The 20,988-nt window shown below is 70.2% G+C and carries 18 protein-coding genes and 1 tRNA gene; 4 read left to right on the plus strand and 15 right to left on the minus strand.

Features of this window, described 5'->3' with window-relative positions:
* Positions 1 to 37: 37 nt before the first annotated feature.
* A complete protein-coding gene (locus tag AB0N81_RS19210) occupies positions 38 to 400 on the minus strand; it encodes a nuclear transport factor 2 family protein (protein ID WP_365359723.1) in 363 nt (120 codons plus the stop codon).
* A gap of 120 nt (positions 401 to 520) precedes the next feature.
* Between AB0N81_RS19210 and AB0N81_RS19215 the strand changes: the two genes are divergently transcribed.
* Both AB0N81_RS19215 and AB0N81_RS19220 read left to right on the plus strand, forming a co-directional pair.
* Positions 521 to 1,420, plus strand: a complete 900-nt coding sequence (locus AB0N81_RS19215) for a LysR family transcriptional regulator (protein ID WP_365359725.1) — start codon at positions 521 to 523, stop codon at positions 1,418 to 1,420.
* A 144-nt stretch (positions 1,421 to 1,564) separates the two neighbouring features.
* On the plus strand, positions 1,565 to 2,275 hold the full coding sequence (locus AB0N81_RS19220; protein WP_365359727.1) for a hypothetical protein: 711 nt from the start codon (positions 1,565 to 1,567) through the stop codon (positions 2,273 to 2,275).
* 354 nt (positions 2,276 to 2,629) lie between these two features.
* Here AB0N81_RS19220 and AB0N81_RS19225 read toward each other — a convergent pair whose 3' ends face one another.
* From AB0N81_RS19225 to AB0N81_RS19250, 6 genes are all read right to left on the minus strand, one after another.
* Positions 2,630 to 3,499, minus strand: coding sequence for a GNAT family N-acetyltransferase (locus AB0N81_RS19225; protein WP_365359729.1), 870 nt, complete (start codon positions 3,497 to 3,499; stop codon positions 2,630 to 2,632).
* A gap of 78 nt (positions 3,500 to 3,577) precedes the next feature.
* Positions 3,578 to 3,745 (minus strand): hypothetical protein, encoded by a 168-nt coding sequence (locus AB0N81_RS19230; RefSeq protein ID WP_365359731.1) that lies wholly within the window; start codon positions 3,743 to 3,745, stop codon positions 3,578 to 3,580.
* On the minus strand, positions 3,742 to 4,869 hold the full coding sequence (locus AB0N81_RS19235) for a radical SAM protein (protein ID WP_365359733.1): 1,128 nt from the start codon (positions 4,867 to 4,869) through the stop codon (positions 3,742 to 3,744). Before AB0N81_RS19235 ends, AB0N81_RS19230 begins: the two co-directional genes overlap by 4 nt.
* Positions 4,870 to 4,879: 10 nt before the next feature.
* A complete protein-coding gene (locus AB0N81_RS19240; RefSeq protein ID WP_365359735.1) occupies positions 4,880 to 5,458 on the minus strand; it encodes a hypothetical protein in 579 nt (192 codons plus the stop codon).
* On the minus strand, positions 5,455 to 5,856 hold the full coding sequence (locus tag AB0N81_RS19245) for an ATP-binding protein (RefSeq protein WP_365359737.1): 402 nt from the start codon (positions 5,854 to 5,856) through the stop codon (positions 5,455 to 5,457). Before AB0N81_RS19245 ends, AB0N81_RS19240 begins: the two co-directional genes overlap by 4 nt.
* A gap of 11 nt (positions 5,857 to 5,867) precedes the next feature.
* Positions 5,868 to 6,293 (minus strand): hypothetical protein, encoded by a 426-nt coding sequence (locus AB0N81_RS19250; RefSeq protein WP_365359739.1) that lies wholly within the window; start codon positions 6,291 to 6,293, stop codon positions 5,868 to 5,870.
* Positions 6,294 to 6,446: 153 nt separating this feature from the next.
* Here AB0N81_RS19250 and AB0N81_RS19255 point away from each other — a divergent pair, with 153 nt between their 5' ends.
* Together AB0N81_RS19255 and AB0N81_RS19260 are read left to right on the plus strand one after the other, a co-directional pair.
* Positions 6,447 to 7,547, plus strand: coding sequence for a helix-turn-helix domain-containing protein (locus tag AB0N81_RS19255; protein WP_365359741.1), 1,101 nt, complete (start codon positions 6,447 to 6,449; stop codon positions 7,545 to 7,547).
* Positions 7,548 to 7,561: 14 nt separating this feature from the next.
* Positions 7,562 to 8,230 carry a YdcF family protein gene (locus AB0N81_RS19260; RefSeq protein WP_365359743.1) on the plus strand — a complete coding sequence of 223 codons (669 nt, stop codon included), beginning with the start codon at positions 7,562 to 7,564 and terminating at the stop codon, positions 8,228 to 8,230.
* Positions 8,231 to 8,503: 273 nt separating this feature from the next.
* Here the strand turns inward: AB0N81_RS19260 and AB0N81_RS19265 are convergent.
* The 8 genes from AB0N81_RS19265 to AB0N81_RS19300 form a co-directional block, all read right to left on the minus strand.
* Positions 8,504 to 8,577: transfer RNA gene (locus AB0N81_RS19265), tRNA-Thr, on the minus strand.
* Between the two features lie 84 nt (positions 8,578 to 8,661).
* Entirely contained in the window at positions 8,662 to 10,284 is a 1,623-nt protein-coding gene (locus AB0N81_RS19270) for an alpha/beta hydrolase (protein WP_365359745.1), read from the minus strand.
* A gap of 231 nt (positions 10,285 to 10,515) precedes the next feature.
* Positions 10,516 to 11,721: a DNA polymerase III subunit delta' gene (locus tag AB0N81_RS19275; RefSeq protein WP_365359747.1), complete on the minus strand. Its 1,206-nt coding sequence runs from the start codon at positions 11,719 to 11,721 to the stop codon at positions 10,516 to 10,518.
* A 106-nt stretch (positions 11,722 to 11,827) separates the two neighbouring features.
* Positions 11,828 to 15,130, minus strand: a complete 3,303-nt coding sequence (gene tmk, locus AB0N81_RS19280; protein WP_365359749.1) for a dTMP kinase — start codon at positions 15,128 to 15,130, stop codon at positions 11,828 to 11,830.
* Between the two features lie 95 nt (positions 15,131 to 15,225).
* Positions 15,226 to 18,054 (minus strand): type I DNA topoisomerase, encoded by a 2,829-nt coding sequence (gene topA, locus AB0N81_RS19285; RefSeq protein WP_365359751.1) that lies wholly within the window; start codon positions 18,052 to 18,054, stop codon positions 15,226 to 15,228.
* A 325-nt stretch (positions 18,055 to 18,379) separates the two neighbouring features.
* Positions 18,380 to 18,577: a hypothetical protein gene (locus tag AB0N81_RS19290; RefSeq protein ID WP_365359753.1), complete on the minus strand. Its 198-nt coding sequence runs from the start codon at positions 18,575 to 18,577 to the stop codon at positions 18,380 to 18,382.
* Positions 18,578 to 18,753: 176 nt separating this feature from the next.
* Positions 18,754 to 20,280, minus strand: a complete 1,527-nt coding sequence (locus AB0N81_RS19295) for a class I SAM-dependent methyltransferase (protein WP_365359755.1) — start codon at positions 20,278 to 20,280, stop codon at positions 18,754 to 18,756.
* A gap of 85 nt (positions 20,281 to 20,365) precedes the next feature.
* Positions 20,366 to 20,935 (minus strand): small secreted protein, encoded by a 570-nt coding sequence (locus tag AB0N81_RS19300; protein WP_365359757.1) that lies wholly within the window; start codon positions 20,933 to 20,935, stop codon positions 20,366 to 20,368.
* Positions 20,936 to 20,988 lie beyond the last annotated feature (53 nt).

The raw sequence follows: 20,988 nt of genomic DNA on the forward strand, positions 1-20,988 counted from the left end.
CCCCGCCACAACTCCTCGGCTACTGCGGCTACTGCGGCTACTTGGGCTGAACGAACTCGGGCTGGTCGAGAATCCGCAGCCATGAGCCGTCAGGCTGACGGCGCACCACCTGGGCGCGGGCGCCCGCACCGTCCTTCGGCGGGGTGGAGGTGAGCGCGATGTCACCGGTGACCAGAGTCGGAAGGGGCTCCTCCGGTTCGAGTTTGGCGCCCTGTGCCATCAACGCCTCCCACAACTCCCGGATGGCAGCCCGCCCTTGGGTGGTCTGCCCGGGCGGGAAGGCGATGACGGCGTCCTCCGCGTAGAGCTCGGCGACGCCGGCCGTGTCGCCCTTGTTGGCGCGCTCGACGATCAGCCGCGTGATGTCTTCGGGCCGGTAGGCCTTCTCGTACTCGGTCACAGGAGAACCTCTCGTTTCAGAGCTGATTTCCACTGCGGACAAGCTTGGTCACGAGAGCCCTGCACGTCCAACTCCCCTTTCTTCTGGCAGCCAGAAGCAATGGATCTAGAATCGCGGGCCATGGAACTCAGGCAGCTCGAATACTTCGTCGCGGTGGCCGAGGAGGAGAATTTCACCCGTGCCGCGGAGCGCGTGCACATCAGCCAGTCCGGAGTGAGCGCCCAGATCCGGCAGTTGGAGAACGACCTCGGGACGTCCCTGTTCGACCGCACGGGCCGCAGCGTCAGGCTCACCACGGCCGGGGTGGCCGCACTGCGGCACGCCCGGTCGGCGCTGGCCGCAGCCGACGCCGTCCGCCAGGCGGTGGACGAGGTGAACGGTCTCATCCGGGGCAGGCTCGTGGTGGGCATGGTGACCGCGTGCACGGTCACGCCCCTCTTCGACGCCCTGTCCGCCTTCCACCACAGGCATCCGGGCGTGGAGATCATGCTCCTGGAGGACACCTCGGACAGGCTGCTCGAACGGCTGCGGGCGGGCCGCGCCGACATGGTCCTGGTCAGCACCGCCGGGTCGACACCGCCGGGACTGGAGTCGTACGAGATCATCCGCGAGCCCCTGGTCGCGGCCATGGCGGTCGACCACCCGCTCTGCGACAAGCCCGAGCTGACCCTGGAGGACCTGGCCCGTCACCCGGTGGTGAGCCTCCCCGCCGGCTCCGGGGTGCGCAGGGTCTTCGACGAAGCGTGCGCGGCGGCGGGCATCGACGTGGAGATCGCGTTCCAGGCCGGGGCACCCACCGCGATCGCCGACCTGGCGATCCGTGGCCTGGGCGTCGCCATCCTCTCCGAGTCCCTCGCCGCCCAACACCGCCCACGCCTGACGACCCGCCGAATCAAGGACGTCCACACGGAGCCCGTCCTCTCCCTGACCTGGTCCCCATCAGAAAACCCGGCCCTACGCCACCTAATCCACCACTGCCACCAATCCTTCAACCCCCCGACCCCGCCCCAGCACCCATGAGCCCCGCCACACCACAGCATGAAAAAAGCCCAGGCCACGGGTTACGTGTCCTGGGCTTTCCCCGAGCCGCCTTCGGGATTCGAACCCGAGACCTACGCATGACGAGTTGTCGGATCGGACACCATCGCCCCGAACTGGGAGGAGATGGCCGAGTCGGACCAGCACGAGATCCCTCTTGTGCTGATCAACCAGCTGGCCGCGTGGCTGAAGGAGAACGCGGTTCGCGAGCTCGACTCCGTGATCTCGGCCAATGGCGGAAATGTCGTGGGGCATTCCTCGGCCGCGAGGGTCTATCTCAAGCCGCCGGTGACGCATCACGTCACCGCGGCCGACATCCTGACGTCGCCCACCGGCGACTGGTGGCTCGTCCTCACGCCCGCGTGCGACCTCTACGAGGACCCGCCCACAGCTGAAGTGACCAAGAAGCGCCACGCAAAGGCTGAGTTCGTCCGACTGGCACGCGCCCACGTGCTGCACACGTCCCCGCCTGTCGCCGACTGGCAGGCCAACGGGGGCAACAAGCGGCGCGTCTCCGATCTCTTCCGAACCGATCACAACCGCTACCGGGTGCTCCCGAAGTACCTCGACGTACCGGATCTACTGGTGGACTTCGAGGACGTCACGTCTCTCCCCTTGGACGTGGTCCGCGCCCTACGCCGTGTCGCCACTCTCGACAGTCCCTTCGCGGAGGCGATGTTGACGGGGCACAGTCGGGCTGTGGGACGTATCGGAACTCCGGACATCGACTTCGAAAGGCAGAAGGAAGAGCTCGGCCTCAAGGGCAACAAACGGCAGGTAGTGCAACCGTCCGTGCCGGCTGCACGCGGTACGGAGCCCACGCCTATCAGCGACTGACCTCGGCCCTCAACCTCGCGTGACAGGTTCCCGACTCATTGGAGGTGGGCGCCGCACCCTCGGGCTCGGACGTTGTGGTCAACACGGTGATCCGCCTCTCGATCGCCCTGACGTTCTCAGCAGTGTTCACCGCGCGGCGATCCCCTGGACCGTGACCGCCAACGCAGCGGCAACCAGCGCCGCCCGGCGCTCTCGGAGAATCCCGAATGGGTCGGTTCCCACGGAGTGAAGCCGGACCAGACGCGACTCAAGGTCGACACGGTCGACCTCGCCGAGCTCCGAGCAGAGATACGCGCACTCGGGTCAGGATGTCACCTAATCGTGCGGCAGCCCTCTGGGACGGAAATTTGAAGGTCACACCGTCCGGGTATGGACGAACCCCAGCGTCGTGAGTCCCTCAGTGCGGCACAGGTGGTCCGAGGCGCCGCCGACTTCGGTCTGGAACAGCTGGTAGGCCGCGCCGTGCACCTGCCCCCAGCACATAGCGGCGCGCCACAGGTGCCGGCCAAGCCCGTGCCCACGTGCGTCGGGGTGCACGGCGAAGTACTGCGGCATGAGCTGGGCGATTCCTGCGGGGTCGGGACGGATCTCCATGGGGCCGATGGCGCCAACGACGTGCTCCTCCAGCACGGCGGCGAGGATCGGCCCGCAGCATCCGGCCTGGACCTGGCGGTCGAGGAAAGCGAAGCCGTCGGCTTCCATGATGTGGGCGAAGGCGCTGAAGGTGCCGCGCACCAGGGCGGGCCAGTCGTCCAGGCGGCGGACCGGGCCATCAGGTGCCGGACAGTGCCGCGTCGAGAAGTCCTGGAGCTGGATGCGGACACCGCGGGGGCGTGATGTCTCCGGGCCCAGTGGCCGGACGACGCGGGCGGTGCCTGCCCCGTGGACGGCAGCGAGTTTGACGGCGAGCTCGGCGGCCTGGTCCAGGACGTCGGTTCGGTGGCCGTAAGCGAAGACCTTCAACGCTCCGCGGCCGCGGGTCCACAAGGTGGGGATGAGCGTGTGGTCGGGGTGGTGCACCACGTCCTCGGCGAGGACGACCTCCTGCTTCTCCGTGCCCCAGCGGCGATCCTTGTCGTACGGCAGGAAGTGGCGCTCGGCGGCAGCCGCAACGAGGGTGGCCTCGAAGAGGTCGACGGTCAGGGCGTGTGGATGGACGGGGCCGAGGGTGGGCACGACCGGTGCGGTGAGCACGGGGCGGAGCCAGTCCCAGCGGAAGAGCATGCGGGCACCTTAGCGCTGTACGTGAGGGTGCTCCGGCCCGTCGGTGGGACGGGTCGGAGCACATCGGTCGGGCCGGAATCAGTGTGGGTTGTCGTCGCCGGCGTCGCAGGAGCACTCGGCGCTCTCGACGACATCGTCCAAGTCCGCGACGAGCGTCACGGCGGCCGAGGCCACCGGGGGCGCCGCGCGACGGGCGCTGCTGGGCGGGCCGGTCAGGATCTGTACCGGTACGGGTCGGGGCGTCATGGGGTCACCTTCTCTTTCTCCGTGTCTCCGTGCTGGCAGTAGCTGTGCAGCGGCGCCCGGGCCTCCTGGTAGTGCTTGGCCAGGGGACGGCAGACCCGGCATGTGCCGGACAGGGCGCAGCCCTCGCACCCTCCGGTGCGAAGCATCAGGCAGTCGGCGATCGCGCCGAGCCGTCGCAGTCCTTCGATGCCTTCGGCCATGAGGTCGATCTGGTCGTCGCGGCCGACCTTGCAGATCGAAACCTTGGCGTGCGGGTCGGCGTGAAAGAAGGTGTGGCCGGCGTTGCATCCGGCGAACGGTTTGCGCTGGCGCAGGTGGTCTGCGGACTGAGCGAGAAGAGGTTCGCCGCCGCCGTAGATCGTCGGAGTCATGTTGGTGTACGCGTGGTGCTCCACGCCCCACTCCCGAGCGAGCACGGCCATCGCGTCGGCCTCGCTCGCGTTGTCCTCGGTGACGACGATGTTGATGCGCAGCGGCAGCCCTGCGGCGCGGGCGGCGTCCATGCCCCGCCGGAAGGCCCTCCAGGCTCCGCGCCGCTGGGTGAGCGCGTCGAAGGACTCCTCGCTCGCGCCGTACATGCTGACGACGAGGCGGTACGGCGGGCACTCCCTGAAGAGCTGGAGCAGGTCGGGGCGGAACAGCAGGGAACCGTTGGTGGAGATCGTGAGCATCATTCCGGCCAGCCAGGCGTACCGGTAGGCGTTGTGGAAGTGCGGGTCCATGGTCGGTTCGCCGCCGGTGATCTGGAGCCAGATGACGCCGGCCTCGCGCATGATGTCCAGGAGCTTGACCTTGTCCTCCCAGGTGAGGCCGGAGAAGGGACGTTCGCCGAGATAGCAGTGCTTGCAGCCGAAGTTGCATCCGAGGTTGATCTCCCAGGAGGCCCGGCAGTATCCGTACGTGGACGGCTCGCGGATCAGGACCGTGTCCGCGGTCGGGGCGCCGGCGACATCGAGACCCCAGGCTTCGGCCGCCAGGTCGACCGCCCAATCGGGCAGGGGCTGCGCGCCATCGGCGGCGTGGAGTTGCTCGTAGTGGGTGGCCGGGATTCGGGCGCCGGATCGTGCTCCGGGGCGCAGCAGGAGGTGGCCGTCGAGAAACGGGGCGGCGATGAGCTGATGCATGGCGTGCCCTTCATAGTTCGAGTCGGCAGTGCAGGGTGCAGTCCGGGCATGCGCGGCCCGAGATCGGGTCGGTGCCGCTGCCGCCGCAGGTCGAGCAGACGTCAGCGCTCAGGGTTGGCGGCGGGAGCTGGACGCGCCCGAACAGCAGTCGGTCGCCTGCAAAGGCGGCGTCCAGGTAGGTGTCGAGGCGAGCGGCGTCTGCGGACTGCGGCAGCGGGTCGAGACCGAGCAGGAGGATCACCTGGCCGCTGCGGGTGACCAGTTCGGTCCAGGTACGACGAGTGGGTAGCTGCAGTCGCCGGGAAGCCTCAGGGATATACAGCAGCACGCGGTCGCCGACGAGTTGTAGGCAGCTCTCCAGCTCAGGGATGACTTCAGGGGCTCCGGTCAGGCCACCGAGGCACGCGGACAGTCGCCGCATTCGGTCCTCGGCCGGCACGGCGGTGCCGCCATCAGCCAGGACCGGGGTGTGCGCGAGCAGGATGTGCGCGATCTCCCGGCCGTCCAGTCCGGCACCCCGCCAGGTCCAGGCGGCGAGTGACACCAACAGGCGTAGATCAGGGCCCGGCGGGGTGAGTGCGACGCTCATGCTGACGTCCCACCCGGGGCTTTGAAGCACGACCAGACGATCTTCCCGAACGGGGTGCGGTCCTCCACGCCCCAGCCGTCGGCAAGCGCGGTCACCAGGAGCAGCCCGCGGCCGGCGGTGTCCGTGTCACCGGGATGACGGGGGTGGGGGTGCTGGCGGCGGCTGTCGTGTACTTCCAGGCGCACGACTTCGTCGTCGGCGTCGAGTCTGACGAGAAAGCCGCGGCCGGGATCAGTCCCGTGGAGCACGGCGTTGATGGCGAGTTCGGAGACGCAGAGCCGGACGTCTTCGCCTCGGTCCAGCAGACCCCAGCTGTTCAGGGCCTCGGTGATGAAAGTCCGCGCCTCGCCTACCGACTCGGGCCGGGACGCGAAGAACCTCTGGATCGTCTTGGTCATCGCGATGGTCCTCATGACTCGACGTCCACGACACGGGTGGTGCCGGAGTGCAGATGATGGGTGGGGCCGCTTCGCGAGACGCCCGAGCGCGTGGGACACGGGCGCCGGACCAGCAGCAGCCGGGCACCGGCCGATTCGATCTGTCGCGCGCGTTCGGCCCCTACGGCCTTCGGGCCCAGGTGCGACATGGCGGGGGCGACGACGCCGTAGACGTCCGGCAGCGCAAGCACGTCGAGGAGGCCGGTGAACGCCGCCGAGGCGGACCCGGCAGCGTCACGGTCGGTGAAGACGCCGGACAGTTGCAGCTCGTGCTTACGGCAGTACTCGGCAAGCGAGGCGGCCAGTGCTTCCTGCCGTGCTCGGGATACACGCACCAGCCGCAGGAAGCCGTAAACGACCGGGCCGCTGACAAGGCGATGTTCCGTGAGGGGTTCCATGCTCAGGACCGTCCAATGGCTCGACACCTGGTGACGCTTCGAGCATGTCGGCGGACCAACTCGCTGCAAATCACCGCCTGTTCTACTTCCGTTCCACTTCCGTCCCGCCGCGCAGTCGGGTCTGCTTCGATGGCTGGTGGAAGGGAGTGACGCGTGGCGACCGTGCACCACTGGACCGGGCTTGAGGCCAAGGCGCTGCGGCTCGCCCTGCGGCTGAGCGTGCGGGCCTTCGCAGAGCGTCTGGGCCTGGCGGTCGCGACCGTGTCCAAGTGGGAGAGCAAGCTCGCCTCCACTGAGCCAAGACCCGATACCCAGGCCATCCTCGACACCGCCCTCGGACGAGCGGGCGTCGCAGTCCACCTGCGCTTCGAGACGCTCCTGTCGGAGATGACCAGCACCGTCGCGACTGCCGGCAGACGTGTCACCTCGTCCGGCCCCAGGGCATGGGAGTACGAGTCATGGGCCGATGACCTCGACCGTGTCGTGGTCGCCCTGTCCGGGCAGAACTTCGCCTTCGCCGACAGCCTTCTCACTCGATGGCTGGGCCGGTTCAAGGCCCATGAGTTGGACGAGAAGGGCCTGTACCTCTTTGCCCGCTCCACCGCCTTACTCGGCTACCTCAAGCGCGACCAAGGCGTTGTCCTGGGCCCGCTCTCGGCCCAGCACTCCTACGCCGGTGCCCGGACGGTCTTCACCCAGCTCGACATCCCCCGCCGCGTCGCCCAACTCGATCTGTCGCTCGCAGTCGTCACCGAGATGTCCGGCAAGCTGGAAGTCGCCGCACGCAACTACGAGGCCCTCGCCGTGGACGACCGGCTCTCTCGCCGCGACCGGGCTCGTGCACGGCTGTGGGTGGGGACGGCGCTGAGCAAAGACGGCGAGCACGACTACGCGACCCGCGTCATGCAGGGAGCGACCCGCGAGTTCGAAGACCTCACCGAACCGGACGACTGGTCGGTGGCCCATCAGAAGCTTGCTCTGGCCCGCCGTGGTGCCGACGACCTCTCTCAAGCCCTGCACTTCATTGATATCGCCCGAAGCAGCGGGACGACGGACTCACCGATGCAACGCGTACGACTGGACACCGCTCATGGCCACATCCTGCTCTCCGATACGGCGACCCAGGATGATGGAATCCTCGTCCTCGACCAGGCCGCCAAGGCGGCCGCGCAGTACGGACTCGTGCACCAACTGCGCAGCATCGAGGGCGTCAAGGCCATGAGCGAGGGGCCGACCGGCCCCCGGCAACGGTGAGCAGGGAGAAACGCGTGCGCAACGACCATCAGGGCATCACCGAGGACCAGTGGCATCAGGCCAAGCTGATCTGGGACTACCACCAGATGCAGCACGCGCTGCGGCCCGTCGACGTGGCAATCGGACTGGGCAGCCACGATCTCGGCGTCGCAACCCGCTCCGCCGAGCTGTACCGTGCCGGGCTGTTCCAGACGCTGGTGTTCACCGGCGGCAACAGCCCTACCACCGCCAAGGTCTTTCCTCGCGGGGAGGCGATCCACTTCCGTGAGCACGCCATCGACCTCGGTGTCCCCACCGATGCCATCCTGCTGGAGCCCCACGCGGCTAACACCGGACAGAACATCACACTCTCCCGTGAGGTCCTCGCCGCCTCCGGCATCCATCCAGCCATGGTGCTGCTGGTCTCCAAGCCGTACATGGAACGACGATCGTTCGCGACCGCCCGAAAGCTATGGCCCGACATCGAGTTTCTCTGCACGTCGGAGCCGCTGGAGTTCGACGACTACCTGAAGAGCATCGGGGACGAAAAGCTCGTTCTGGACATGCTCGCCGGCGACCTCCAGCGGGTCATCGAGTATCCGAAACTCGGATTCGCCATCGAGCAGGAAGTCCCCGAGGACGTCCATGCAGCTTACGAATCTCTCATTCGCTCCGGCTTCACCAGCCGCCTCATCGCCTCATGAGCAGGCTGCTCCCGGCGGGCTGTGGGCGATCCACCAACCCAATCTGTTACCAAGGCTGACGACGCTGGCCAAGCTGTTCGCGGCGGACTGTTGAATCGTAAGCCCAGGCCAAGGCGGGCAAGAGCGCCGAAAGCCCAAGAAGTAGGTCCCCGAGCGGCTCCGCTCACGCATCGCTCACGCAAGCACTCCCACGGCATCCCCGTCGTGCGGCCCGTCACGCCCCAGGCATGAAAAAACCCCAGGTCACGGCGAGTGAGTCCTGGGGTTAATCCGAGCCGCCTTCGGGATTCGAACCCGAGACCTACGCATTACGAGTGCGTTGCTCTGGCCATCTGAGCTAAGGCGGCGCGCCGTCCGCACCATGGTGCGATCAGCAACGCGGCCAAGTCTACACAGTTTTCGAGGGTGCTCCGCACACCCCCTTCGGACGGCTATGAGCAGCGCTTTCCGTCCTGCGGGACGGTGCCCTTCAGGAGGTAGGCGTTGATCGTCGCGTCGACGCACTCGCTGCCGCGGCCGTACGCCGTGTGGCCGTCGCCCTCGTAGGTGAGGAGGTGGCCGGAGGAGAGCTGGGAGGCCAGGGCCTTCGCCCAGCGGTAGGGGGTGGCCGGGTCGCGGGTCGTGCCGGCGACCAGGATCGGAGCCGCGCCCTCCGCCTCGATGCGGTGCGGCTCGCCCGTGGCCCGCACCGGCCAGTACGCGCAGTTCAGCGAGGACCAGGCGAGGCCTTCGCCGAAGACCGGGGAGGCCTCACGGAAGGAGGGCAGCGCCTTTCGGACCTCGGCCGGGGAGCTGAAGGCGGGCGGCAGGTCCAGGCAGTTCACGGCGGCGTTGGCGAACATCAGGTTCGCGTACTTCCCGTCGTCCCCGCGCTCGTAGTAGCCGTCGGAGAGGGCGAGCAGACCCGATCCGTCCTTGTTCTTCATCGCCGAGGTGAGCGCGTCGCGCAGCTGGGGCCAGCCCGCCTCGTCGTACATCGCGGCGATCACACCCGTCGTGGCGAGCGCCTCACCGAGCTTCCTGCCCCCCATACCGCCACCGCGGGAGCCGCCGCTGCCGACGCCGCTGCCGCTGCCCACGCCGCCGCCCGTGGCCAGCGGCTCGCGGTCCAGGGCGCCGAAGAAGGCCTTGAGGCGCCGACCCGCGTCGTCGGGGCTCTTGGTGCCCAGCGGGCACTCCGCGCCGCGCGCCACGCAGTCCTTCGCGAAGGACCGGAACGCCGTCTCGAAGCCTGCGGTCTGCTCGCGGTTCATGCGGCGCGCGGGCAGCGCCGGGTCCATCGCGCCGTCCAGGACCAGGCGGCCCACGCGCCGCGGGAAGAGCTCGGCGTACGTCGCGCCGAGGAAGGTCCCGTAGGAGGCGCCGACGTACGACAGCTTCTTGTCGCCGAGCGCCGCCCGCAGAACGTCCATGTCGCGGGCCGCCTCGACCGTGGAGACGTGGGGCAGGACGTCGGCCGAGTGCTCCTTGCAGCCGGCCGCGAACGTCTGGAAGGCGGTGCGCAGGGCGTCCGTCTCGGGGCGGTCGTCGGGGGTGACGTCGGTCTGCGTGTACGTGTCCATGCGCTCGCCGTCGAGGCAGGTCACGGGCTCACTGCGGGCCACTCCGCGCGGGTCGACGGCAACCATGTCGTAGCGGGCGCGGACCTCCGCGGGGTAGCCGAGTGCCGCGTACGACTGGAGGTAGCCGATCGCTGAGCCGCCGGGGCCGCCGGGGTTGACCAGGAGTGAGCCGAGGCGGCCCTTCTTCTTGGTGGCCTGTTTGCGGGCGACCGCCAGCTCGATGTCGCCCGCCGAGGGCTCGGCGTAGTCGAGCGGCGCCTTCATGGAGGCGCACTCGAAGCCGGGGGCTCCGCACTCGTGCCAGCTCAGTTTCTGTCCGTAGTACGGGGCGAGCTCCGCGGGCGTCGAGTGGGCCAGCGACGCCATGGAAGCGTCGGCCGTCGAACTTCCCGACGAGCAGCCGGAGATGAGCAGCCCGGTGGTCAGGAGCAGGGTGCCGCACGTACGGAAGGGGAGGTGTCGGCTGCGGCGGCCGCGACGGCTGATGTCCATCACGCGAGAGTAACTGTCCGCGAGGGAGTGATCACTCAACGCGCTCGTACGAGTGAATACGTCAACCCTCGTCCGGGACGGGCACGTTCACCAGGGCGTTCAGCAGGGCGTTCAGCAGGGCGCTCACTGGGACCGCTCACTGAGGCCGTTCACGGGGGCGGTGCACTGAGGCCGTGCACTGGGGCCGTGCACTGGGGCGGTCACCAGCAAACGTCCACCAGGGGCATGCGTTCATCCCGCCCGCAGCGCCACCGTCATCGCCTCGACCGCGAGCAGCGGCGCCACATTGCGGTCGAGGGCGGTGCGGCAGGCGCTGATCGCCTCGATGCGGCGCAGCGTGGACTCGGGCGAGGTTCCCAGGGCCATGCGCTGCAGCATGTCCTGCACCTCGGTGTTGGCGATGGCCACGCGCGATCCCAGCTGCAGCGCGAGGACGTCTCTGTAGAGCCCGGTCAGGTCGGTGAGCGCGAGGTCGAGGCTGTCGCGCTGCGTACGCGTCCTGCGCCGCTTCTGACGGTCCTCCAGCTCCTTCATCGCGCCCGCCGTGCCGCGCGGCATCCGGCTGCCCTGCCCGCCGCCGAGCGCCGCCTTCAGCTCCTCGGTCTCCTTGCCGTCGACCTCCTCGGCGACCTGCTTCGCGTCCTCGGTCGCCGTGTCGATCAGCTCCTGCGCCGCCTTCAGGCAGCCGCCGATATCCGACACCCGCATCGGCAGCTTCAGGACGGCGGCCCTGCGCTCACGCGCGCGCGGGTCGGTCGCGAGCCGCCGCGCACGGCCGATGTGCCCCTGTGTGGCGCGCGCCGCGGCGGCCGCGGCTTCCGGCTCGATGCCGTCTCTGCGTACGAGCACGTCGGCGACCGCGTCCACCCGGGGCGTACTCAGTGTCAGGTGCCGGCAGCGGGAGCGGATGGTCGGCAGCACGTCCTCCAGAGAGGGCGCGCAGAGCAGCCACACCGTGCGGGGAGCGGGCTCCTCGACTGCCTTCAGCAGGACGTTTCCCGCGCCCTCGGTGAGGCGGTCGGCGTCCTCCAGGACGATGACCTGCCACCGCCCGACAGCGGGCGACAGCTGGGCGCGCCGGACGAGGTCGCGGGTCTCCTTCACACCGATGGAGAGCATGTCCGTGCGCACCACTTCCACGTCGGCGTGGGTGCCGATCAGGCTGGTGTGGCAGCCGTCGCAGAACCCGCAGCCCGGGGCGCCGCCGAGCGCGCGGTCCGGGCTCGTGCACTGCAGGGCGGCGGCGAACGCACGCGCGGCGGTGGCCCGCCCGGAGCCGGGCGGGCCCGTGAACAGCCAGGCGTGCGTCATCTTCGACGACTCCGGAGGCGGAGTGTCCGCGGCGACCGCGGTCACCAGCGCGTCGGCGTCCCGGGCGGCGGCGCCCAGCTGCTCGCTCACCCGCTCCTGCCCCACCAGGTCGTCCCACACGCTCATGGGGTCACCGCCTTACGCTGCGCTCTGCTCCTGCCCGGACTGCCACTTCCTGCCCGGACTGCCCATTGTGGAGGACGCCACTGACAATCCGGCCCGGCCGCGGTGTTCAGCGACCTCGTCGGCCGCGCCGCCCCCGGCCGTCCCCGTCCCCGTCGCCGTCCCTGCCGTCCCCGCCGTCCCCGCCGCCCTCGACCTCGTCCTCGTGCGACCCGAGCAGCTCGTCCGCCAGCGACGGCAGGTCGTCCAGCGGCGTCTCCTCGGCCCAGTCGGAGGTCGAGCGCCGGGGCACGCCCTGCTCGTCGACCTCGATCTGGGGCAGCTCGCGGGTCCGGTCGTCGGACCCGTCGGGCGAGGGCGCACTCGCGGGCCGCTCGTCCCGGAAGTACCCCGGCGGCACCTTGTCCTCATGGACGGCCGGCAGCACGGCCGTCTCGTCCGCGGCTCCCTCGGGGGCGGGCGGCTGCGGCAGCACCGCGGTGTCCTCCGCGCCGGGACCACCTTCGGGCCCGTCGGGACCGATCGCCGGCAGCACGGCCGTCTCGTCGGCCGCTCCGGTGGGCGGCGTCACGACCGGTGTGGGCACGGTGGTCTCGTTGTCCGGCACGGACGAGGCGGCCGAAGCCTCCCGCCCAGAGGCCGAAGCCTCCCCCTCCGGAGACGAAGCCTTCCGCCCAGAAGCCGAAACCTCCCCCTCCGGAGACGAAGCCTTCCGCCCAGAGGCCGAAGCCTCCCCCTCCGGAGACGGCGCCTTCCGCTCAGCAGCCGGCGCCTTCCGCGCCGGCGCGGGCGCCGGAGCCGGAGCCGGAGTCGAGGCAGCCGTGGCCGCGGCCGCCGAAGCCGCCGCGAGCCGCCGCGCCTCCTCCGCCCGCAGCAACGCCGCCTCCGCCTTCCGCTGCTTCTCCAGGCGCCGCTCCTCCGCCTCGGCGCGCAGCCGCGCCTCTTCCTCGGCCTCCCGGCGCCGCCGCTCCTCCTCGGCCGCCCGCGCCTTCTCCTCGGCGAGGAGCCTGGCCTGCTCCTCCTCGGCCTTGCGGCGCGCCTCCTCGGCCCGCTTCCTGGCCTCCTCGGCCTGGCGCTCGGCCTCGCGGCGCTGGGCCTCCTCCAGCTCGCGCCGCTTGCGCTCCTCCTCCTCGGCGCGGAGCTTGGCGAGCTGCTCCTGGCGCTCGCGTTCGAGCCGCTCCTCCTCGGCCTTGCGCGCGGCCTCTTCCTCGGCCTTGCGGCGCGCCTCTTCCTCGGCGGCCCTGCGGGCCTCCTCCTGAGCCTTCACCTCGGCCTCGGAGAGGGGCAGTACGAGGTCGAGCCGGTGCCGGATGACCGTCGTGACGGCCTCCGGCTCCTGGGCGGCGTCGACGATCAGGTACCGCCCCGGGTCGGCGGCGGCGAGCGTGAGGAAACCGGAGCGCACGCGCGCGTGGAACTCGGCGGGCTCCGACTCGAGGCGGTCGGGTGCCTCCGTGAACCGCTCGCGGGCGGCTTCGGGGGACACGTCGAGCAGGCACGTCAGGTTCGGTACGAGGCCGCCGGTCGCCCAGCGGTTGATGCGGGCGATCTCGGTCGGCGACAGGTCGCGGCCCGCGCCCTGGTAGGCGACGGACGAGTCGATGTAGCGGTCGGAGATGACCACGGCGCCGCGTTCGAGGGCGGGGCGTACGACGGTGTCGACGTGCTCCGCGCGGTCAGCGGCGTACAGAAGCGCTTCGGCGCGGTGCGAGAGACCGGCCGACGACACGTCGAGGAGGATCGACCGCAGCCGCTTGCCGACGGGCGTCGCCCCCGGCTCGCGCGTCACGACGACCTCGTGTCCCTTGGCGCGGATCCACTCGGCGAGTGCCTCGGCCTGCGTCGATTTGCCCGCCCCGTCGCCGCCCTCCAGGGCGATGAAGAAGCCGGTGGCGCAGGGCGCCTGTGCCGGGTCGTCGCCGCCGCGCAGGGCGTCCAGCAGGTCATGCCTGAGCGGTATGCCCTGCCGGTCGTCGGCCTTGGCGAGGACCAGTGCGGCCACGGGCAGCAGCAGCGCGCCGACCAGCATCAGCGTGAAGGCGGCGCCGCCGTGGTCGAAGACGAACTTTCCGTTGACCATGCGGTGCGGCCCGATCGCCGCGGCGACCATCGGGGCCACCAGCGCGCCGAGCGCGAGGACGAGACGTACGACCGCGTGGAGGTGCTCCGTGGTGCGGGCCCTGCGGTAGTCCTCGACCTCCTGGTCGAGGAGCGCGTGGCCGATGTTCGCGGCGACGCCCGCGCAGACCCCCGTGAGGGCCAGGAGCAGCAGCACGGTCGTCACGTCGGGCACGAGGCCCGCGGCGAGCAGCGCGACGCCCGTGAGGGCGATGGCGAGCGCGAGCAGCCGGCGGCGCGAGAGCGAGGTCAGCAGGGACGGTGCGACGCGGATGCCGACGGTGGTGCCGCCGGTCAGGGCGAGGACGATCAGGCCGTACGTGACGGGTCCGCCGCCCAGGTCCTTGGCGTGCAGCACGGCGACGGCGACGGCCGCCGCGACGGCCCCGGCGACGGCTGCGCAAGCCGCGACGAAGAGCGGGATCGAGCCGGTGCGGCCCTTGTCGGTGCCGGTGCCCGTGCGCGGCCTGCGCAGCCCTTCGAGGGGGCTGCGCGCGCGGGGCGTCTGCGTACCGGGAAGTTCGAGGAAGTAGATGATCGAGAGCGACGCGGCGAAGAGTCCGGCCGCCACGAAGGAGGCGAGCCCGGCTTGGTGCAGCTCGAACCAGTCGAGGCCGGCGCCGAGGGCGTTCCCGATGAGGGTGATGGCGATGAGGATCGCGGCCGCGACGGGCAGCGCGAGGAATCCCGTGCGCAGGGACAGGCGCCGCAGCGCGTCCATGTGGTCCGGCAGCGGCCGTACCGTCGCGCCCTCCAGGGGCGGCGCGGGCAGCAGGGCGGGTGCCGCGCTCTCCTTGGCGACCGTCCAGAAGCGCTCGGCGACGCCGACGACGAAGGACGTCACAAGGATCACCGCGAGGGCGTCGTCCGGGGTCCAGTCGATCCACAGCGGCGCGACGACCAGCAGTGCGGCCCGCACCCCGTCGGCGCCGATCATGGTCCATCGGCGGTCGAGCGGGCCGCCCGGAGAGGTGAGGGAGGTGAGCGGTCCGAGAAGCACCGCTCCGAAGAGCAGCGTCGCGAGAACGCGTGCTCCGAAGACAGCGGTCACGGCGAAGGCCGCTCCCCGGTAGCCGCCTCCGAAGGCGCCTTCGGCGATGGACGACTGGAGCGCGAGGATCACCAGGACGAGCAGCGCGAGCGCGTCGCCGACACTGTCGACGAGCTGGGCGCTCCACAGCCTCTTCAGCTGCGGTACGCGCAGCAAGGCGCGGACTGCGCGCTCTCGGGAATCTGCGACCAGGGCGTCGTCGGGGGCCGGAATTCCGGCCGTTGGCTGCTCGGCACGCGTCATCCGTCCAGCCTATCTGGACGGACCCACTCCCTGCGGAGCCACCCGAACAAACGACCGTCCGGTCCGGGTGGCGCCCGCTGTGGAGGTGTCGGAGGTCAGTCCTCCGAAGCGGCTGCCTTGCTGGAAGCGGCCGTCTTCTTGGCGGTCGTCTTCTTGGCCGTGGTCTTCGCGGCGGTGGTCTTCTTGGCCGCGGTCTTCTTGGCGGCCGTCTTCTTGGCCGGCGCCTTCTTCGCGGGTGCCTTCTTGGCGGCCTTCTTCGCCGTCTTCTTGGCAGGGCCCTTCGCCCGCTTCTCCGCGAGCAGTTCGTAGCCCCGCTCCGGAGTGATGTCCTCCACGGAGTCCGCCGCCCGCAGCGTCGCGTTCGTCTCGCCGTCCGTGACGTACGCCCCGAAGCGGCCGTCCTTGACGACGACCGGCTGTCCGCTGACCGGGTCCTCGCCGAGCTCCTTGAGCGGCGGCTTCGCGGCGGCGCGGCCACGCTGCTTCGGCTTGGAGTAGATCTCCAGGGCCTCTTCCAGCGTGATGGTGAAGAGCTGCTCCTCGGTCTCGATGGACCGCGAGTCGGTGCCCTTCTTCAGATACGGGCCGTACCGGCCGTTCTGCGCGGTGATCTCGACGCCCTCGGCATCGGCACCGACCACGCGCGGCAGGGACATCAGCTTGAGGGCGTCCTCCAGGGTGACCGTGTCGAGCGACATGGACTTGAAGAGGGAGGCCGTACGCGGCTTGACCGCGTTCTTGCCAGTCTTCGGGGTGCCCTCGGGGAGGATCTCCGTCACGTACGGGCCGTAGCGGCCGTCCTTGGCGACGATCTGGTTGCCGGAGACCGGGTCGGCGCCCAGCTCGAAGTCGCCGCTCGGCTTGGCGAGCAGCTCCTCCGCGTACTCGACGGTCAGCTCGTCGGGCGCCAGGTCGTCGGGGACGTCCGCGCGCTGGTGGTTCTCGGAGTCGCGCTCGCCACGCTCGATGTAGGGGCCGTAGCGGCCCACTCGCAGCATGATGCCGTCGCCGACGGGGAAGGACGACACCTCACGGGCGTCGATGGCGCCGAGGTCGGTGACGAGTTCCTTGAGGCCGCCGAGGTGGTCGCCGTCGCCGTTGCCCGCGTCGGCCGCGCCTCCGGAGGGCTCACCCTCGCCGAAGTAGAAGCGCCGCAGCCACGGCACGGCCTGCGCCTCGCCGCGGGCGATGCGGTCGAGGTCGTCCTCCATCCTGGCGGTGAAGTCGTAGTCGACGAGCCGCCCGAAGTGCTTCTCCAGGAGGTTGACGACGGCGAAGCTCAGGAAGGAGGGCACCAGGGCCGTCCCCTTCTTGAAGACATACCCGCGGTCGAGGATCGTGCCGAGGATCGACGCGTACGTCGACGGGCGGCCGATCTCGCGCTCTTCGAGCTCCTTGACGAGGCTGGCCTCGGTGTAGCGGGCCGGGGGCTTGGTGGCGTGGCCGTCGACCGAGAGCTCGTCGGCGGTGAGCGGGTCGCCCTCGTTGACCTGCGGGAGCCTGCGCTCGCGGTCGTCCAGCTCGGCGTTCGGGTCGTCGGCGCCCTCTACGTAGGCCTTGAGGAAGCCGTGGAAGGTGATGGTCTTGCCGGACGCGCTGAACTCGGCGTCGCGGCCGTCGGAGGCGCGGCCGCCGATCTTGACCGTGACCGAGTTTCCGGTCGCGTCCTTCATCTGAGAGGCGACGGTCCGCTTCCAGATCAGCTCGTAGAGCCGGAACTGGTCGCCGGTCAGGCCGGTCTCGGCGGGCGTGCGGAAACGATCACCCGAGGGGCGGATCGCCTCGTGCGCCTCCTGCGCGTTCTTGACCTTCCCGGCGTACGTACGCGGCTTGTCCGGCAGGTAGTCGCTGCCGTAGAGCTGCGTGACCTGGGCGCGGGCGGCCGCGACCGCCGTGTCGGACAGCGTCGTGGAGTCCGTACGCATGTAGGTGATGAAGCCGTTCTCGTACAGCTTCTGGGCCACCTGCATGGTCGCCTTGGCGCCGAAGCCCAGCTTGCGCGAGGCCTCCTGCTGCATCGTCGTCGTACGGAAGGGCGCGTACGGCGAGCGGCGGTACGGCTTCGACTCGACGGATCGTACGGAGAAGTCCGTGTCCTGGAGGGCGGCGGCCAGCGCTCGGGCGTTCGCCTCGTCCAGGTGCAGGGTGTCGGATTTGAGCTGTCCGACGGAGTTGAAGTCGCGGCCCTGCGCGATGCGCTTCCCGTCGACCGTGGTGAGGCGCGCGACGAGCTGCGCCGGGTCGGAGGCGTCACCGGCGCGGCCGGTGCCGAAGGTGCCGGTCAGGTCCCAGTACTCGGCGGAGCGGAAGGCGATGCGCTCGCGCTCCCGCTCGACGACGAGGCGGGTGGCGACGGACTGGACGCGGCCGGCCGACAGGCGCGGCATGACCTTCTTCCAGAGGACCGGCGAGACCTCGTAGCCGTAGAGGCGGTCGAGGATGCGGCGGGTCTCCTGGGCGTCGACCATGCGCTTGTTGAGCTCGCGCGGGTTGGCGACGGCGCTGCGGATCGCGTCCTTGGTGATCTCGTGGAAGACCATGCGGTGGACGGGGACCTTGGGCTTCAGGACCTCGAGGAGGTGCCACGCGATGGCTTCGCCCTCGCGGTCCTCATCGGTGGCGAGGAAGAGTTCGTCGGAGTCCTTCAGCAGGTCCTTGAGCTTCTTGACCTGCGCCTTCTTGTCGGCGTTGACGACATAGATGGGCGCGAAGTCATGCTCGACGTCCACGCCGAGGCGGCGCACCTCGCCGGTGTACTTCTCGGGCACCTCCGCGGCGCCGTTGGGGAGGTCGCGGATGTGCCCGACGCTGGCCTCGACTACGTAGCCGGGGCCGAGGTAGCTCTTGATCGTCTTCGCCTTGGCAGGCGACTCGACGATGACGAGTCGGCGGCCGCCCTGTGCGGTCTCGCTGGTCGGGGACAACTTCGCTCTTCTCTCCGGTCGGCGCTCGGTGGCAGTGCGCGGCGGCATTGCTCGGCCGCACTGCTCGGTCACCCCGCACGGTGGCGGGGCTCGTGGCAGTGCGGTGGCAGTGCCCGCATGGCTTGCGTTGCGCTGTCGCTGCGGAGTGTGACGGTACATCCCGCCCCCGTGTCAAACGGGAAAAGCCCGCAACGGCCACTCGAACGGTAACCCGACTACCGCCATTCCTGCCGCCCGGAGCAGCCACCGCTGTTTCGGCACCCGGCTCGGCCGGAGCCCGGACGGCAACGGGAAGGAGAGGGTCCGTCGCATCGCCGACACCACGTCACAGCCGCGTGAAGCACCACATCCCGAGCAGCAGCGCACCCGATCCCGCGAGCATGGCGAACGTCGCCGATGCGACGGGGTTCACACCCTGGGCGACGGGGGCGCGGTGCGCGACACGCGCGCCGGTCCACAGCAGAAGCCCGGCGCCGAACAGTGCGAACACCGTTCCTGCGAAGATCGCTGGTCCGCTCTCCATGGTCGTGCCTCCCCGTGCCGAGTTCCCCTGTCGGGAGGCTTGCACGCACGGGAATCGGGCGGACGAAATCGGGGTGAACGGCGAGCGGACCGCTGGCGCACCTCATCCGAAATGCGCCGTACCGGCGGGATGTTGGCCGGTTCTGCCCCTCCTCTCGCCGACGATGCGCAGGCCCGCTACGCCCCGACCGGCAGCAGGAAGCCCTGCTCCACGAGGAGCCTGATCTGCGCCGGCGTCCGGTCCCGCAGCAACACCGGGTCCTCCCCGACCAGTTGCGCGATGGCGTCCAGAATCCGCCCGGCGCTGAGCGAGCCGTCGCAGACGCCCGCGAACCCGGCGCCCACCGTGTCCACCTTGGTGGCCCGCCGCATCCCGCGGTTCTGGCGCAGCACGACGTGCTCGGGGTCCTCGGCGCCCGGCAGCCCGACCTGCTCCTGGACGACCTCGTCGGCGAGCTTGAAATGCCCGGCGAGCAGCGCGGCGTCGTCGTGCGTGCGCAGGTAGTCCTGCCGCTCGAAGAACTCCCGCACCGTGTCGCCGAGCGGCTGCTCGACGGGGTGCGGCCACTCCTCGATAGTGATGGACGGCTCATCGGCACCGGACTTCCGGAGCGTGATCCAGCCGAATCCGATGGCGCGCGTCTCCCGCGCCTCGAACTCGTCCAGCCACGCGTCGTACCGCGCCGCGTACTGCCCGGGGTCCGTGCGGTGGTCCCCCGCGTCCCGCAGCCACAGCTCGGCGTACTGGGTGATGTCCTGCACCTCGCGCTGCACGATCCAGGCGTCGCAGCCGCGCGGCACCCAGGAGCGCAGCCGGTCCTGCCATTCCTCGCCCGCCAAGTGCTGCCAGTTGGCCAGGAAGTGCGCGTACCCCCCTTCGTTCAACCGCTCCCCCGCCTCCTGAACGAGCGACCGGCACAGATCGTCCCCGCCCATCCCGCCGTCGCGGTAGGTGAGCCGCGCCCCCGGCGAGATCACGAAGGGCGGATTGGACACGATCAGGTCGTACGTCTCGTCCCCCACCGGTTCGAAGAGCGAGCCCTCGCGCAGGTCCGCCTCCTGCGCCCCGGAGAGCGCCAGCGTGAGGCGGGTGAACTCCAGCGCCCTGGGGTTCAGGTCGGTGGCCGTCACGCGCGTGGCGTGCTGGGCGGCGTGCAGCGCCTGGATGCCGGAGCCGGTGCCGAGGTCGAGGGCGCTCGCGACGGGCGTACGGACCGTGATGCCGGCCAGTGTGGTGGACGCGCCGCCGACCCCGAGGACGACGCCCTCCTCGTGGCTGCCGATGCCGCCGGCCCCGCCGACCGCGCAGCCCAGGTCGGAGACGATGAACCAGTCCTCACCGCTCGGTCCGCCGTACGGCCGCACGTCCACCGTCGCCCACAGCTCACCGTCCCGCTCGGTCAGCCAATCGCTCTCCAGGAGTACGTCGACGGGCAGAACGCCCGCCACGCGCGCGTGGGGCACCGGTTCCTGCAGCAGAAAGAGGCGTACGAGCGCCGCGAGAGCACCGTCCCCGCGCGTGGCCCGCAGCGCCGGAACGGTCTCGCTGCGGGCGAGCGCCGCATAGGCGGGGGCGCCGAGCAGCTCGAGCAGCCCGTCGGCGGTGAAGTCGACGGCGAGCAGCGCGTCCCGCAGAGCGGCGGCCACATCGGTGCGGTCGGACACGGGCAGGGGAAGGCTGGCGTTACGGCTGGCGTTACTCACTCCCCCATTGTGGCCCGCCGGGTGCGCCGATGCCCTCGGCGCCGCCAGGGCGCCGAGGGCATCGGGAACGTACGGCCGGAAGGGATCAGCTCTTCGCGGAGGGCGTGGCGGACGCGCTCTTGCAGCTGTCCTGCTTGCCCATCGCCTTGCCGACGTCACCCTCCTGGAGCTTCTCCAGCGCCTCGTTGCCGCTCTTGCTCAGCTTGTCCAGCTCTCCCGCGACGTCCTTGAGGCCGTCCGCGAAGTCCGCCTGGTTCTTGGTGTCCAGGCCGTCGACCTGCTTCTTCAGGTCTCCGTACGACTTGGAGATGGCGTTGAGCTCCTTGACGGCGTCGTCCGTCTTCTTCTTGCCGTCGTCGACCGGCGGCGCACCCGCCTTCTTCACGGCGTCACCCATCGACTTGTAGGCGTCGGACATGTCCTTGAACGCCTTGGAGTCGGTCTTCTGGACGTCGGCCGGCGAGCTGTTGTCGGAGGTCTCCTTCTGGATGGCGGCGTTGGCGTCCGCGATCTTCTTGGACTGGGGCTGCACGGAGTCGCAGACCTTCTTGGCCCAGTCGTCGAGTTCCTTGTTGCCGTCGTCGCTGCTGCACCCTGACAAAGCGAGTACCAGTACCGCACCGCCGGACAGTGCGGCTGCAAGCTTCTTGTTCACCGGATTGGTCCCTTCCGTGGCTCTCGGCCCCGGAACTTACACGCCAACTGGGC

It is taken from the genome of Streptomyces sp. NPDC093510 (assembly GCF_040683555.1).
GTDB lineage: Bacteria > Actinomycetota > Actinomycetes > Streptomycetales > Streptomycetaceae > Streptomyces.

Bases quoted from the DNA above. Each gene is read 5' to 3' on its own strand.
- AB0N81_RS19225 (WP_365359729.1), bottom strand. From the start codon at position 3,499: ATGCTCTTCCGCTGGGACTGGCTCCGCCCCGTGCTCACCGCACCGGTC.
- AB0N81_RS19290 (WP_365359753.1), bottom strand. From the start codon at position 18,577: ATGGAGAGCGGACCAGCGATCTTCGCAGGAACGGTGTTCGCACTGTTC.
- AB0N81_RS19230 (WP_365359731.1), bottom strand. From the start codon at position 3,745: ATGACGCCCCGACCCGTACCGGTACAGATCCTGACCGGCCCGCCCAGC.
- tmk (WP_365359749.1), bottom strand. From the start codon at position 15,130: ATGACGCGTGCCGAGCAGCCAACGGCCGGAATTCCGGCCCCCGACGAC.
- AB0N81_RS19250 (WP_365359739.1), bottom strand. From the start codon at position 6,293: ATGGAACCCCTCACGGAACATCGCCTTGTCAGCGGCCCGGTCGTTTAC.
- AB0N81_RS19215 (WP_365359725.1), top strand. From the start codon at position 521: ATGGAACTCAGGCAGCTCGAATACTTCGTCGCGGTGGCCGAGGAGGAG.
- AB0N81_RS19220 (WP_365359727.1), top strand. From the start codon at position 1,565: ATGGCCGAGTCGGACCAGCACGAGATCCCTCTTGTGCTGATCAACCAG.
- AB0N81_RS19275 (WP_365359747.1), bottom strand. From the start codon at position 11,721: ATGAGCGTGTGGGACGACCTGGTGGGGCAGGAGCGGGTGAGCGAGCAG.
- AB0N81_RS19245 (WP_365359737.1), bottom strand. From the start codon at position 5,856: ATGACCAAGACGATCCAGAGGTTCTTCGCGTCCCGGCCCGAGTCGGTA.
- AB0N81_RS19235 (WP_365359733.1), bottom strand. From the start codon at position 4,869: ATGCATCAGCTCATCGCCGCCCCGTTTCTCGACGGCCACCTCCTGCTG.
- AB0N81_RS19240 (WP_365359735.1), bottom strand. From the start codon at position 5,458: ATGAGCGTCGCACTCACCCCGCCGGGCCCTGATCTACGCCTGTTGGTG.
- AB0N81_RS19270 (WP_365359745.1), bottom strand. From the start codon at position 10,284: ATGGACATCAGCCGTCGCGGCCGCCGCAGCCGACACCTCCCCTTCCGT.